Source organism: Streptomyces sp. CA-251247 (genome assembly GCF_050952975.1).
Taxonomy (GTDB): Bacteria; Actinomycetota; Actinomycetes; order Streptomycetales; family Streptomycetaceae; genus Streptomyces; species Streptomyces achmelvichensis.
Genome location: NZ_CP191861.1, coordinates 7340323 through 7354194, shown reverse-complemented (window position 1 = coordinate 7354194; position 13872 = coordinate 7340323). Strand labels below are relative to the sequence as shown.

At 71.2% G+C, this 13872-nt stretch carries 14 protein-coding genes; 9 read left to right on the top strand and 5 right to left on the bottom strand.

Annotation, left to right across the window (positions count from 1 at the left end; all coding sequences use genetic code 11):
* Positions 1-5: 5 nt before the first annotated feature.
* Both ACQPWZ_RS32805 and ACQPWZ_RS32800 read right to left on the bottom strand, forming a co-directional pair.
* A complete protein-coding gene (locus ACQPWZ_RS32805; RefSeq protein WP_433573206.1) occupies positions 6-1784 on the bottom strand; it encodes an IucA/IucC family protein in 1779 nt (592 codons plus the stop codon).
* Entirely contained in the window at positions 1781-2986 is a 1206-nt protein-coding gene (locus tag ACQPWZ_RS32800) for an ATP-grasp domain-containing protein (protein WP_433573905.1), read from the bottom strand. The genes ACQPWZ_RS32805 and ACQPWZ_RS32800 overlap by 4 nt, the downstream gene beginning before the upstream one ends.
* Before the next feature lie 141 nt (positions 2987-3127).
* Between ACQPWZ_RS32800 and ACQPWZ_RS32795 the strand changes: the two genes are divergently transcribed.
* On the top strand, positions 3128-3997 hold the full coding sequence (locus ACQPWZ_RS32795; RefSeq protein ID WP_433573205.1) for a (2Fe-2S)-binding protein: 870 nt from the start codon (positions 3128-3130) through the stop codon (positions 3995-3997).
* Between the two features lie 93 nt (positions 3998-4090).
* Here the strand turns inward: ACQPWZ_RS32795 and ACQPWZ_RS32790 are convergent, their stop codons facing one another.
* Positions 4091-4540, bottom strand: a complete 450-nt coding sequence (locus ACQPWZ_RS32790) for a DUF7144 family membrane protein (RefSeq protein WP_340477033.1) — start codon at positions 4538-4540, stop codon at positions 4091-4093.
* Positions 4541-4758: 218 nt separating this feature from the next.
* On the opposite strand from ACQPWZ_RS32790, the gene ACQPWZ_RS32785 reads away from it, so the two are divergent.
* The 4 genes from ACQPWZ_RS32785 to ACQPWZ_RS32770 all read left to right on the top strand — a co-directional run bounded on the left by ACQPWZ_RS32785 (position 4759) and on the right by ACQPWZ_RS32770 (position 9242).
* Positions 4759-6072 carry a chloride channel protein gene (locus ACQPWZ_RS32785; protein ID WP_433573204.1) on the top strand — a complete coding sequence of 438 codons (1314 nt, stop codon included), beginning with the start codon at positions 4759-4761 and terminating at the stop codon, positions 6070-6072.
* Between the two features lie 130 nt (positions 6073-6202).
* Entirely contained in the window at positions 6203-7417 is a 1215-nt protein-coding gene (locus ACQPWZ_RS32780; protein WP_433573203.1) for a cation:proton antiporter, read from the top strand.
* Positions 7418-7530: 113 nt separating this feature from the next.
* The gene (locus ACQPWZ_RS32775; protein WP_433573202.1) at positions 7531-8787 is read left to right on the top strand and encodes a Tm-1-like ATP-binding domain-containing protein; all 1257 of its coding nucleotides are present in this window, start codon (positions 7531-7533) and stop codon (positions 8785-8787) included.
* Positions 8788-8909: 122 nt separating this feature from the next.
* Positions 8910-9242, top strand: coding sequence for a hypothetical protein (locus tag ACQPWZ_RS32770; RefSeq protein WP_340477030.1), 333 nt, complete (start codon positions 8910-8912; stop codon positions 9240-9242).
* A 42-nt stretch (positions 9243-9284) separates the two neighbouring features.
* On the opposite strand, the gene ACQPWZ_RS32765 is transcribed toward ACQPWZ_RS32770, so the two are convergent.
* Positions 9285-9464 carry a hypothetical protein gene (locus ACQPWZ_RS32765; protein ID WP_340477029.1) on the bottom strand — a complete coding sequence of 60 codons (180 nt, stop codon included), beginning with the start codon at positions 9462-9464 and terminating at the stop codon, positions 9285-9287.
* 160 nt (positions 9465-9624) lie between these two features.
* On the opposite strand from ACQPWZ_RS32765, the gene ACQPWZ_RS32760 reads away from it, so the two are divergent.
* Positions 9625-10725: a serine hydrolase domain-containing protein gene (locus tag ACQPWZ_RS32760; RefSeq protein ID WP_433573201.1), complete on the top strand. Its 1101-nt coding sequence runs from the start codon at positions 9625-9627 to the stop codon at positions 10723-10725.
* Positions 10726-10845: 120 nt separating this feature from the next.
* On the opposite strand, the gene ACQPWZ_RS32755 is transcribed toward ACQPWZ_RS32760, so the two are convergent.
* On the bottom strand, positions 10846-11652 hold the full coding sequence (locus ACQPWZ_RS32755; RefSeq protein ID WP_433573200.1) for an alpha/beta fold hydrolase: 807 nt from the start codon (positions 11650-11652) through the stop codon (positions 10846-10848).
* 89 nt (positions 11653-11741) lie between these two features.
* Between ACQPWZ_RS32755 and ACQPWZ_RS32750 the strand changes: the two genes are divergently transcribed.
* From ACQPWZ_RS32750 to ACQPWZ_RS32740, 3 genes are all read left to right on the top strand, one after another.
* On the top strand, positions 11742-12356 hold the full coding sequence (locus ACQPWZ_RS32750; RefSeq protein ID WP_356700152.1) for a hypothetical protein: 615 nt from the start codon (positions 11742-11744) through the stop codon (positions 12354-12356).
* Between the two features lie 63 nt (positions 12357-12419).
* Entirely contained in the window at positions 12420-12644 is a 225-nt protein-coding gene (locus ACQPWZ_RS32745) for a DUF6296 family protein (protein ID WP_340477026.1), read from the top strand.
* Positions 12645-12748: 104 nt separating this feature from the next.
* A complete protein-coding gene (locus tag ACQPWZ_RS32740) occupies positions 12749-13855 on the top strand; it encodes a carboxylate-amine ligase (protein ID WP_433573199.1) in 1107 nt (368 codons plus the stop codon).
* The last annotated feature ends 17 nt before the right edge of the window (positions 13856-13872 follow it).

Sequence of the window (13872 nt, the reverse complement as noted above, 5' to 3'; positions counted from 1 at the left end):
GCAGGTCACGCTCCCCGCAGCAGATAGTTGGGGCCCGTGCTGTAGTGCTTGTTGATGTCCGACGCCCCCGATCTGTCCTTGGACAGAAGTGTGCCTGCCGTGACCATCGCCTTGACGGGCAGGTCCGTGGAATCGAGGACATGGGCGCGCAGAACGGCTCCCGGCTGCCCGGGACCGGTGCCGAGGCGCTCGCATGCTTCGGCCAGGCGTTCACGGACGAGAGTGAGCAGGGCGTCGAGCGGTGCGCGCCCGTGCCGGGCGAGACCGAAGGCGTAGGCGCCCGCACATAGATGGACGGTGATGGTGGTGAACAGGTCCAGGACCGGTTCGTCGCTGTCCGTGAAGATTCTGGCGTCGTCGAACTCCTCCTCGGGCGGGGCGTCCTCGCCCAGCGATGCCCGCATCCTGGCCGCGTTGACGCGAGGGCCGTCGTTGTCCTTGAACAGCAGCCTCAGCCGGGTGCGACCGCTGTTCCGGTCGAGCAGCAGCGAGATGTTCTGCTGGTGGGATTCGAGGGCGATGCCGTGTCCGAACAGCGTGGTCTGCCAGTCGAGGAGAAGGGTGAGGACGGCGTCGAGGAGTGCGACCGGATCGCCGGTGTAGAACCGGTCGGCGAGCCGGTCGATGACGAGCCCGCCGCCCGGGGAGGGGCTGAGCAGCGCGGCCATCGGCACGACGGTCGTCTCGTCGAGCCCGGCCGGGTAACGGCGTACGAGGACGGCGAGCAGTTCGTGACCGGCATGGACGAACGTCGACTCGTCCGCGAGCAGGACCGTGTCCCGGAAGCGTGGAGTGCGTCCGATCACGGTCTCCAGGAGGCGTCCTGCTGCCGCTCCGTCGATGAGAGTGCCGGGCTTGATGGTGCGACGGTTGAGCCGGCCGAGCGTGGCGGTGGCCAGGGGCAGCTTGAGATGGATGCCGGGGTGCGCGGTGAGTGCCACGGTGCGCATCGACAGGGTCGGCAGGGCCTCCAGGTGCGGCATCTCGGCGAGATGGGCGTCGAGTCCGGTGTCGCACAGCGCCTGCCGCAGGGGGACGCCCGCGGTCAGCGGGTGGAGGGGAACGGCTCGATGCGTGTCGTCGAGTCCGGGCGGCAGTCCGAGTGACGACGGTGTGGGCCAGGGGAGTTGATCCGTCCGACCCTGCACGGTGAGGCGGTCCCGGGGTACGGCCAGCCAGCGCAGCGGAAAGCGCTGATGGAACTCGGGTGCGTAGGCCCGCAGTTCACCCTCGGTGAGACCGGAGCGGCTCCGTCCCGTCGGATACACGGGGTGGTCGGTGCGCGCGGCCGGCGTGTCGAAGGCGAGTCCCGCGGCGAGGCCCGTCCAGCGCGCCGGGTCGGGGCCGTAGGCGTCGGTGAGCTGTGCGGTCACCTCGTCGCCGGTGGCGGTGTGCAGTCGGAGCACCGCCAGCGCCTGCCGGCATTCGGTCGCGTAGGCGTCGAAGCCGTCGCGGTCGACCGGGTCGGCGAGGCCGGCGAGTGCGGTCATGATGCTGTCGGTGTCGGCCAGCTCCGCGCCGTCGGACTCGCGCCGCAGCAGGGGCAGGCGGGCTTCGAGCGTGGACTGGAAGCCGGGCCGGGCGGCGGACACGGGCATCAGGAGGGCGTCGTGGTCCCCGGTCGCCAGCCGCAGCCAGGTACCGTCCGGCCGCTCCAGTGCCGTGCTACGGGTGCGCAGTCCGACGACGTCCTCGCGCAGCAGCGCGCTGAGGACGCTCGTCACCAGGGCTCCCTCGCCCGGTGTGCCGTCGGAGGCGGCGCCTGGTGCGCCCTGGACCGTCACGGCGTGATCTCCCAGCTCTGCCGGGCGAGGAAGCCGGCCACCACCCGGTCCACGGACTCCTGTTGCCTTCCGACGGCTCTGACGATACCGAGGAAGTCCCGGTTGGTGTGGTGGAGTTCGAGCCGCTCTCCGACCGTGCGGACGGGACGGTACGTCAGCTTCACGTCCCCGACGGTCAGATCGGCCGGGCCGGGAGCGGCCGCGAGAGTGCCGGCGCGGTCGGCGCAGGGGTAGTCGAGCCGTGCGGCCCCGTCGGTGCGCGCCCCGAGGTCCGCGGGCAGCGCCTCGCCCAGGTGCGTCCCCAGGACGTGCTCGAAGAGCGGGATGCCGAGCAGTTCGGCCAGCAGGAGATCGCACTGGTCGCCGATGGCCCGGTAGTTGACCTCGATCAGTCGCACACGGCCGTCGTCCACCACGAACTCGGTGTGGCAGGCTCCGAACCCCACGCCCAGTGCACCCAGTTGACGGAGCACCTGGTCCTCCACGGACGGTGGCCGGGAGGCGACGAAGGACATGCGCTCCTCGATGAAGTACGGAAGCGGGGACAACTCGGTGCGGAACCCGCCGAGGACGTGGAGTCGCTCGCCGTCGCCCAGGGTTTCCAGGGTGTGCAGCTCCCCCTTCAGATACTCCTCGACCACCAGTGCCGCGCCCGGCCTGCGCGCACGGATCTCGTCGCAGCGCCGGGCCAGCTCCTCGGCGTTCCCGACGCAGAACACGTCCTCGCTCGCCACGCCCTCACGCGGTTTCACCACGCAGGGGAAGGGCACGCCGCCCAGTGTTCCGGTGGGGTCCTGACCCGGGGCGAGCTCGGCCGAGCGTACGGTGTCGGCGCCCGCGGCTGCCAGGTGGCGCCGCATGAGCGCCTTGTCCTTGGTGCGGAGCGTGGTGTGCCAGCTCTTTCCCGGCAGACCGAAGTAGTCCGCGGCCAGCGCGGTCTGGGTCTGGAGGTGATCGCTGTTGCTGAACACCGCCGCGGGGGCGCGGCCGGTTTCCGACCGGGTGCGTTCCGAGATCGCGCTGATGACGGCGTGGTGGTCGCGGACGTCGCAGGCCAGCACCTCGACGTCGGGATGGCGTGCCCGGTGCGCCTCCGGTTGATCCGTCAGCAGAGTGACATGGAGTCCGAGCCGGCGTGCGGCGGGAAGGAAGCCCTCGGAGACCGAGTCGGTCGGATTGAGGGCGAGGAGGTACGTCTGGATCACCACCCGGAGCTTAGGTTAGGCATCCCTAATAGTGCCAATTCGCCGTGTCGCGGCCCCGGGTGACCGAGCCTCAGGAAGTTGTGGTTAAGGTGAGGCTTCCCTTACCCCCTCACTCATGTTCAGCGCTGAGGAGTACCTGTGATCCTGGCCCCGGCATGGGCACCGGCCGGAGCTGCCCCGAGCTGCTCCACCCTGCTCGCATCGGACTACCGACGGCTCACCGCCCTGTGCCAGGCACTGCACGTCAACGTCGCGGAACCGTTCTCACCGGCCGGACAGGGCTGGATCGACGGCGCCGAACTGGCCCACCGTCCGGAGCTCCTGGACGCCTTCCTCGACGCCGAGGCGGCGCGCGTCCGGGAGCGGTACGGGCACACCGCCCGGCCGGATGTCATCGCCTCCCGCGCACTGCACGGCTACCTCTGGTCCGTCTGCCTGCTGATGAGCGGCCCGTGGTACCTGGAGCGGCGTGTCCCGCGCATCCGCCCCGCAGACGTCCGCGTCAGCCGTACGGCAGATGCCTACGCCGTGGTCCCGGGCGGCTTCTCGTGCCTGCCCGACGACCCCGCCGCCGGACTGCCCGGCGTACGCGTCCTCCCGCACGCCGGTGCGCTGCGGGACGAGTTGCGCCAGGCCGTGGCCGACCATGTGGGCCCGCTGCTGACGGCGATCGCCCCGCGGATACGGCGCGGACCACGAGCCCTGTGGGGCATGGTCGGGGACGACCTGGTGTCCGGGATCTGGTACCTCGGCAGGTCGGCCGGCGACGAGGAACGCGGGGTGCGGGAGGCCGGGCAACTGCTCCCGGGGCCCGTGGCGCCGTACCTCGGAGGTGCCGACTTCCGCCGGCTGACCGACCGCGACGGGCGCTCGCACCCCACACGCACACGCCTCGGCTGCTGCCTCTACTACACGATCCGGCCCGCGGAGGCGTGCGGCACCTGCCCCAGGACGTGCGACAGCGAGCGGCTGCGGCGGATCGAGGCCGAGAAGACGGCGACCGGCTGAGCGGATCGCACGACGGGCGGACCCGTCCGACCGTCGGGAGACGACGGATGGGTCCGCCCGGATGCGTTCCGCCCTGTGCGGCAGGGCCGTTGCTCAGGTCGCGTGCGAGCTGTGCGAGCTGTGCGACGAGTGGTAGGAAGCCAGCGCCCAGATCACGAAGACATCGATCGCGATCATGATCACCGACCATACGGGCGAGTACGGCAGGAAGAGGAACTGGAACACGAGGCTGATGGCCGCCAGCAGGATGGCCACATAGCGGGCCCACGCCGCGCCCCGCAGCACCCCGGCGCCCGCGACCAGGGCGCACACGCCGAGGATGAGGTGGATCCAGCCCCACCCGGTGAGGCTGATCCGGTACACGTAGCTGCCGACATTCTCGTACACGTCGTCCGTCGCAATGGCTGCGATGCCCTGGAGGATGGCGAGCACACCGTTGCACACCAACAGCACGCCGGCGAAGACCACTCCGCCTGCCACCCAGCCGCTGTTCGTCCCGGTCGTCGACGACCTCGCGCCGGCCGGGTGAGTTTGCTGGCTCATGGGCCAACCCTTCGTCGTCCCGCACGCCGGTAGCGGACGGGGCTTCGAGCCTCCGCCGCCGTCCCCGGCGCCGCCATTCGGATGCGTCCGTTCGGGTGAGGCAAGGGCCCGTTCCGCGTAGGGACGGCGCGTACCGCACCGCCTGGGGCCCACGCCCGCGGTAAGCATCCAGCGCGGGCGAGTCCGCCCCGTCCCGCCCGCGCGTCCGGAGGAGCCGCATGACCACGCCACCGGCCGAGGCACCGCCCTCTCCCCCACCGCACGAGACAATCCTCAGCCGCGGTTACCTCAAACTCCTGCTGCTGTCCGTCGTCGTCGGCGTGGTGATCGCCTTCGCCTCCTTCTGCCTCGTCAGCCTCCAGCACGAACTCCAGCACCAGGTGTGGGAAGACCTGCCCGAGGCGGTCGGCTACGACCAGCCGCCGTGGTGGTGGCCCCTTCCGGCGCTGCTGCTGGCAGGTCTGCTGGCGATGCCGATCATCACCCGCCTTCCGGGCACGGGCGGCCATGTGCCCGCCCACGGACTCGGCGGCCCGATGCTCGGACCAAAAGATCTACCGGGTGTCATCCTCGCGGCCGTCGCCACGCTGCCCCTCGGAGTCGTCCTCGGGCCGGAGGCTCCCTTGATGGCGCTGGGCAGCGGCCTCGCCCTGCTCGCTCTGAGCCGCTCCAGGCGGACGGCGGAGCCGAAAACGGCCCTGATCCTCGGCACCGCGGGTTCGACCGCCGCGATCTCCACGATCCTCGGCGGGCCGGTGGTGGCTGCCGTGCTGGTGCTGGAGGCGGCCGGAATGGGCGGTGCGCAGCTCTTCGTCCTGCTGCTGCCCTGTCTGGTGGCCAGTGGCGCGGGCGCATTGGTCTTCACCGGCTTCGGCCAGTGGACGGGTCTGTCGATCGGGGCGCTGTCCCTGCCCGAGGTGCCGCCCGATGTCACTCCGGATGCGGCGGACTTCCTGTGGGGTGTCCCCCTGGCGGTGCTCATCGCGGTCGTCGTCTCGATGATGCACCGGCTCGGGCCCCTGACCGAGGCCTGGACAAAGCGGAACACGGCCGTCCGCACGGTGCTGTGCGCCGTGGCCGTGGGTGTCTGCATTTCCGCGTACGCACTGACCACCGGGCGTTCACCGGCCGAGGCCGCCCTGTCCGGTCAGGCGACGCTCGCCGTGGTGGCGGGGCAGCCGCACTCCTTCTCCGTCGCCGCTCTGATCCTGCTCATCCTCTTCAAGGGTCTGGCCTGGGGCATCAGCCTCGGCAGTCTGCGCGGCGGCCCCATCTTCCCCGCCGTACTGCTCGGTTCCGCGGCGGGCATCGCCGCCTCCGGCCTGCCCGGGCTCGGCACGACAGCGGGACTGGCACTCGGCGTGGCCACCGCGACGGCCGTCGTCACCCGGCTACCGGTCACCAGCTCCGTGCTCGGGGTACTCCTCCTCGGCCGCGACGCCCACAACCAGATGCCGCTGATCGTGATCTGTGCGGTGGTCGGCTTCATCACCGCCGAGTTCATCGAACGGTCGACGAAACGCGGCAGTTGACCCCAGCGGGCGCCGGATACAACCACACGCCCACGTCACCGTGTCAGGGGCCGCCTCGCGCAGCTCGTGACCGCCGAAATGTCAAAACGTCAAAACGTCAAAAACCTGCCATTCCTGATAAATACGGCCCATGTCGCAACCGGGAACCCTCGTCCTGATCATGGCTGCGGCCGTGCTCGCACCTCTGCTGGCCTACGGATGCGGCCGCTGGATCCGCATTCCGCTGGTGATCTTCGAGATTCTCCTCGGCATCCTGCTGGGGCCGGACGTGCTCGGCTGGGCGCACACGGGCACCGTCATCGACACCCTCTCGAATCTGGGCCTCGCGATGCTGATCTTCCTCGCCGGATACGAGATCGACTTCGCCGCGATCCGCGGCGACACCCTGCGGCGCTCGATCTGGGCCTGGCTGATCTCGCTCGTTCTCGGCCTGGGCATCGCCCTGGCGCTGACGGGTGCACAGATCGACACGACCGTTGTCATCGGGACGGCGCTCACCAGTACCGCGCTCGGCACCGTGCTGCCCATCCTGCGGGACAGCGGCGATCTGCACGGCAGGTTCGGCACCGTGATGCTGGCCTTCGGCGCGGTGGGCGAGTTCGGGCCGATCATCGCCATGGCACTGCTCCTCAGCGGGCGCCGGCCCGGCGAATCGGCGGCCCTGCTCGTCGCGTTCGCCGCGGTGACGGCCGCCGCGGTCTTCTGGGCGCTGCGCCCGCGCCGCCCCTGGTTCTCCACGGTCATCGAGAAGACCCTGCACAGCAGCGCGCAGTTCGCGGTGCGCTTCGTGATGCTGCTCCTCGTCTCGATGCTCGGCCTGTCGGTGGTGTTCGGGCTGGACACCCTGCTCGGCGCCTTCGCCGCGGGCCTGCTGACCCGGCTCATCCTGAACGGTGCGGCACCCGGCAGCAGCGAGGAGATCCTCGGCCGGATCGAGGCGATGGGATTCGGCTTCCTGGTCCCGCTGTTCTTCATCGTCACCGGCATCGGGTTCGACCTCGCATCCCTTCTCGACGGTGGACGGGCCCTGGCCCTGCTGCCGGCCTTCCTGCTTCTCTTCCTCGTCGTGCGGGGACTGCCGGCGTACGTGCTCGCGCCCCGCGACCTGCACGGCGCCGACCGTCGCGCCCTCGCCCTCTTCGCCTCGACATGTCTGCCGCTCGTCGTCGCGATCACGACGATCGGCCTGGAGGAGAAGGCGCTGGACGCGGGCGAGGCGGCGGCCCTGGTGGGTGCTGCCATGGTGTCCGTCCTGGTGTTCCCGCTGGTGGCCCTCAAACTGCGGGCCACGGGCGACAAGGCGTCCGAAACCAGAGGTCGGGACGGCGGCCGCGAGTCGCGGTGAGTCACCGCCCCCGGACGGGTCGGGCCCCGGGCCACCATCGCGCCCCCGGGTGTTCCGTGCGCGGTGCCTGTGCGCCTTGTCGGGCGACCGGGCGGGCATGAGGATGGCCTGTCATGGCGATCGTTGCGCTGGTGGGGACGCTGGACACCAAAGGTACGGAGTACGGCCTGCTGCGAGACCATCTGCACCGGCGGGGGACCGAGGCGATCCTCATCGACACGAGTGCGTTCGGAACACCCCGGGTGCACCCGGACATCGCCGGCGCCGACGTGGCGCGGGCCGCGGGCACCGAACTCGCCGACGTCCGGGCCCTGGACCGCGGACGGGCCGTGGCGACGATGGCGCGCGGGGCCACGAACGTCGTCGTGGATCTGTACGACAGTGGCCGGCTGCACGGCGTACTGGCTCTCGGCGGCAGCGGCGGCACCTCCCTGGCCACCCAGGTGATGCGGGCACTGCCGCTCGGCGTGCCCAAGGTGATGGTCTCGTCCATGGCTTCGGGCAATGTGGCCCCGTACGTGGGCGCCTGTGACATCACCATGATGTACAGCGTCGTCGACATCGCGGGCGTCAACCGGATCTCGGCGCCGCTGCTCGCCAACGCCGCCGACGCCGTCGCCGGTATGGCCGAGGGCTTCGCCCGCTCACCGCGGGCCATCAGGGCGGCGGATCTGCGCGCCCAGGGCAGACCGCTGATCGCGGCGTCCATGGCAGGCGTGACGACCCCCGGAGTAGACGCGGCTCGCGAGCGGCTGACCCGGCTCGGCTACGAGGTACTGGTCTTCCACGCCAGTGGAGCGGGTGGCCGGTCACTGGAGTCGCTGGCGGGCCAGGGGCTGTTCGCGGGTGTACTGGACCTCACCACCTGCGAACTCGCCGACGAGCTGGTCGGCGGCATCCTCACGGCCGGACCCGACCGGCTGGAGGCCGCGGGGCGGGCCGGTGTGCCTCAGGTCGTCAGCCTGGGGGCCCTGGACATGGTGAAGTTCGGGCCGCTGGACAGCCTTCCCCGCCGGTTCCGCGACCGTCATGTCCACGTGCACAACTCGTCCATCACCGTCATCCGCACCACCACAACGGAGTGCGCGGAGCTCGGGCGTCTCATGGCCGCGAAACTGCGGACGGCGACGGGGCCGACGACAGTTCTCGCTCCCCTGCGCGGACTGTCGACGCTCGGGGTCGCCACGGGGCCGTATCACGACCCCCAGGCCGACGCCGCGCTCGTCGCGGAACTGTCGGCGGGTCTCGACGGCTCGGCCGTGGAGTTGCGTACCGTCGACACACATCTGAACGACCCCGCGTTCGGGCGGGCTGCGGCCGATCGGCTCCACCACATGATCGGTGCGGAGGAGGCCCGCGCGGCAAGCTGACGGCCACCGCCGGCCGGCCGGGGACCGGCGCAGCGCATGAAGGGGCGTGCCGCGGATATCCGTCCGTCAGGCCTGCACCCAGAGCCGGGCACCACATACCCCAACGACCGTGAGGAATCCGGATGAGCACGCAGCAGGACCAGTCCCGCACCGCCTCGGAGCCGGCGTCCGAGATGCCCTCTCCCGCGGAGAAGGCGGGCTGGACGGCTGCCCGGCAGCGTGCCGCCGGTATGACGCATCACGAGGCGAAGGCCGCGCTCGAAGCGGCGCAGCACGCCGCGAAGAAGGAGACGTCCGCCGATGCGGCCGATGCCGTACGCGTCCGGGCGGAGATCGAGGAGTGGGAGCGCATCGTGGAGGCCCTGGCGGACCACGCCGGCGCCTACGACCCCGAGGCTGATCCGTTCGTCCAGGGCGAGCTGGCGGGCGAGCAGGACCACGGGTCGGCCCGGTAGGGCCCCGGTCCTCCCGCGGGCGGGGGCAGTTCGGGTCGGCGCCTACCGTGGGCGGGGGCAGTCGGGGTCGGCCTCGGCGCTCGGCAGCTGGTTGTGCCCGTCGCTCCAGTGGTTGACCCATTCGCAGTTCGGGCACGCGTACCTGCCGTTGATGCCCCGCACCTCGGTTCCGCACCTGGTGCACTCGGTGCGGGTGATCTCCGGAAGGTTGTAGGTGCTCATGCTGCACCTTATCGCTCGTGGCGAACACGCATCCGGACGCTACTCGCCCGCTGTGACCTCGTACGGTGCGAACCGGCGCGCCGCGCAGCGATGAGTTTCGCCCCGCCGAACCGTCCCTCCTGATGACCGGATCAGGCCGTGAGGAGCCATGGTGAGCGACATGCAGAAGCAGGTACAGCAGAGCATCGACCAGCTCGTGGAATCGGGGGCCGAGCGCGGTGTGCAGGTCGCCGTCCTCCGGCACGGCGAGCTGCTCGTGGACGCCGTCGCCGGCATCGCCGATCCCGCCACCGGGCAGCCGGTGACCCCGGAGACCGTCTTCTACAACTTCTCCATCGGCAAGGCGGCCACCTCGACCGTGGTCCATGTGCTCGCCGAACGCGGCGCCTTCGCCTACGACACTCGCGTGGCCGACCTGTGGCCCGCATTCGCGGCGCACGGCAAGGAGAACGTGACGGTGCGGCAGGTCCTGACGCACTCGGCCGGAGTCCCCGGCCTGCCGCTGGACACCACCGCCGAGGACATCTGCGACTGGGACAGGATCTGCGCGAAGATCGCCGACGCCGAGCTGTGGTGGGAGCCGGGCACGGCCGTCGGGTACCACGCCTACACCTTCGGATACATCCTCGGCGAGGTCGTCCGCCGGGCAACGGGCCACCCCATCTCCCAGGTCCTCCGCGAAGAGGTCTCCGGCCCGCTGGGCGTGGCCGACGAGCTGTACTTCGGCATGCCCGCGAGTGAACACGGCCGACTGGCCCGGCTGGAGGACCAGGAGGGCGCGGCCGACATGATGGCGGGTATGCCGCAGGACCTGCCGATGCTCAAGGCGGGCCCGGTGTCGCTGTTCCCGACGGCCGAACTCGGCAACCGCACCGACATCCTCTCCGCCGACATCCCCGCGGGTGGCAAGACATCGGCCCGCGCGATGGCCCGTATGTACGCCGCACTGCTGGGAGACGTCCCCGGCGTCGCGCTGATCTCGCCGGAACGTCTGCGTGAGGTGACCGCGCCGGCGGCGAGCGGGGTGGACCAGGTCTTCGGCAACGAGGCCTCGTGGGGCCTGGGCTACGCCTTGGGCCTGCCCGGGATGGAGAAGACGACCCGCAGCGCGTTCGCGATGGGTGGTGCGGGAGGGAGCTACGCGTACGGGGACGCGGAGACGGGGATCGCGTTCGCGATGACGAAGAACCGGCTGACGATGGACTTCAGCGCGGCAACGGATCTGATCAGGGTGGTGAACGAGGGGCTGACGAAGGACTGACAGATGTGCGAGGGAGGAGCGTCAATGGAGCGCGGTCCTGCCTCACCGCCGTCATTCCAGGCCCTCGTGGCGAGTTCACCATGCTCAGAGCAATCCGCCCAGCACATCACGCAGGCCCGATCACCGTGACACCGCCCCCGCCGCCTCCCCGATCACCCGCGCCAGCACCCCCGGCGCGTCCCGGTGTGCCGTGTGGCCCTGGCCCGGGAGGGTGATCACGTGGGCGTTCGGGAGCGTCGTCGCCAGGTCGGACACGCGCTCGTGCAGATGCGCCGGGCTGCGGTCGCCCTGGATCAGAGTGGTCGGCAGGGACAGTTGCCGGTACCGGTCGATGCCCACGCCGAGTGCGTCGATCGCCTCGTTGTCGGTGATCTGGGCCGGGGCGTACGCGGCGAGCGCGTCCCGGGCCGGCCCGTCGGCGAGTATCGCGTCGACCGACTCGGCCGGCATCCCGGCGATGTCGCGCAGATGGATGCGCATCGCTTCGGCGGGGTGGGACGCGTCGAGCGCGGCGCGGGCGCGGTGGCCCGCCTCTCCGGCCGCCGGGGAGCGGGTGGGCATCGGAGGCTCGTAGGCGATCACCCCGGCAAAGAGGGCGGGCGAGCGCAAGGCGGTCTCGAGGGCGACCACCGCGCCGGAGGAATGGCCGACCAGGATCAGAGGTCCGTCGAGGAGACCGGCGATGGCCAGCACGTCCGCCGTCTCCGTCCGCAGGGAGTGCTTCAGGGGAGGCGTGGACCGCGGTGAGACATAGATCCGCCGGTTGACGCGGACCACCCGAAAGCGGTCGGCCAGGTGGGCCGTCACACCGTTCCAGGAGGTGGCGGGGCCGCCGCCCGGGTGGACCACCAGGAGGGTGGGTCCTTCGCCCTCGTCGAGTGCGGTGACCGGGACGCCGTCGCCCGATATCGCGAGAAGGTCGGCCATGCCCACCAGCATGCACCGCGGGCAGAGGGATCAGAGGATGGACGGCGAAGGCGACTGCGGATGGCGGCGGAAAGAGAAGGAGGTGGATCGTGCTCATTCCCCGTGCCGTGCTGGACGAGATCGTGGAGGGCCGGGTCGATCTGGCGTTCCGTACCTGGCGGGCGCCGCGGGTGCGGGCAGGTACCCGGATGCGTACGGCCGTCGGCCTCGTCGAGGTGCTGTCCGTCGAGCCGGTCGGGCTGGACACCCTCTCCGAACAGGACGCCCTACGGGCCGGCTCACCGTCGCTCGACTCCCTCCTGTCGTTCCTGACAGGGCGCGAGGGGACGCCGTACCGCATGGAGGTGCGGCACGCCGGCGCCGATCCGCGCGAGCAGCTGCGCCGCGACGACGCACTCGACGACGCGGCACTGGACGAGCTGCGCCGGCGGCTGGACAGGCTGGACGCCGCCTCCCGGCACGGCGCGTGGACGCTCCGGGTTCTGACCCTGATCGCCGACCATCCGGCGACGAACTCCGCCGAACTCGCACCCCGCGTCGGCCGCGAGCGGCTTCCCTTCAAGGCGGACGTCCGCAAGCTGAAGGAGCTGGGGCTCACGGAGAGCCTGGACGTCGGATACCGGCTCTCCCCTCGCGGCCGTGCCGCACTGGCAGCCCTGCGCCCCGGCGGACAGCCCGCACCACCTGCTCCTGAGGCGCCCTGACCGGACCTGCGTCACGATGGAAAGCGCAGGTCCCGGCTCTGCGCCCGTGTGTCAGGAGTTTCCATGAGTTACCCGGACAGCTATGAACTGGTATTTCGCGCGTCCACTGTCGAGGACGATGTGGTGATCGTCCGGCGTACCGAGAGAGCGGGAGCGAGCGGCTCCCCCGTGTACGAGGACGACTCCGGCATCGTGCGCGCCGAGATCAGCGACCGCGGCGAGGTGCGCATGCTGGCCAGCGGGGGCCACCAGGCGCCCGGCATGCCGGTGACCGTGCGCTCCCTGTGATCGTGAGCTCCGGGGCCGGGCTGTCCCAGGTGTGGATCTGCTCTGTCGAGGAATCCGGGAGAGACCGGCAGTAGCGGGCGAATCCACCGGACACAGGGGGTGTCGTGACGACCTTCGGCAGCCAGGGCCCGACGGTGGGGGTGGAGGAGGAGTACCTCCTCGTCGACCCCCTCACACGGGCCGTCGAGGCCGCCGGCCCCCGGGTCGTGGCACGCGCCCGCGCGACGGTGGGCGACAGTGTTTCCGGCGAGTTCACGCGGTATCAGGTCGAGGGCAGGACCGAGCCGTGCGCGCGGTCCTCGGACCTGCGGAACGCACTGACCGGGATGCGTGCCGCGCTCTGCACCGCTGCCGACAAGGAGGGCCTGCGGCTCTGCGCCTCGGGCACACCGGTCGTCGGGCGCACCGATCCCGCGGAGGTCGGTGACCACTGGCGCTACCGGGCGGGGGTGGACCAGTACCGGGCCATGCTCGACGACTTCGCCGTCTGCGCCGTGCACGTCCATGTGCATCTGCCGGACCGGGAGGCGAGCGTCCTCGTCGGCAACCACCTCCGGCCGTGGCTGCCGCTTCTGGTGGCGATGAGCTCCAACTCCCCCTTCCATCAAGGCCACGACACGGGCTATGCCAGTTGGCGCTCGGTGATCCGGGGGCGGTTCCCGTGCCTCGGCCCGCCTCCGTACGCCGAGTCGCTCGATGACCACGAGCGCCTGGCCACCGCCATGGGGGAGACCGAGGCGATGCTGGACGCCGCGACTCCGTTCTGGGACATCCGGCCGAATCCGCGCCTCCCGACGCTCGAGGTCCGGGCCATGGACGTCCTGCCGGACATCGAGGACACCGTGGCGCTGGCCCTCCTCGTCAGGGCGCTGGTGGTGACCGCGGCGGCGCGGGTGGTCCAGGGCGACCCGGGGCCGCGGGTGTGCAGTGAGGTGTTGCGGGCCGCGTACTGGCGGGCCGCGCGGGACGGCTGGGCCGGCAGCGGCGTCGACGCGCCGAGCGGCGGGATTCTCCCCTCGGCAGTGCAGGCCGAACGCCTGGTGGGGTTCGTCCGTCCCGCCCTGGAGGAGCACGGTGACCTCGACACGGTGACGGCGTTCCTGCGGCGGCTCGCGACGCGTGGCTCCGGCGCGGAGCGTCAGAGGACAGCCGGCCAGCGCGGCGGGCTCAAGGCTGTCGTGGACGACCTGGTGGCCGCGACTGCCCGCTGACTACGGGAGCGACGTCC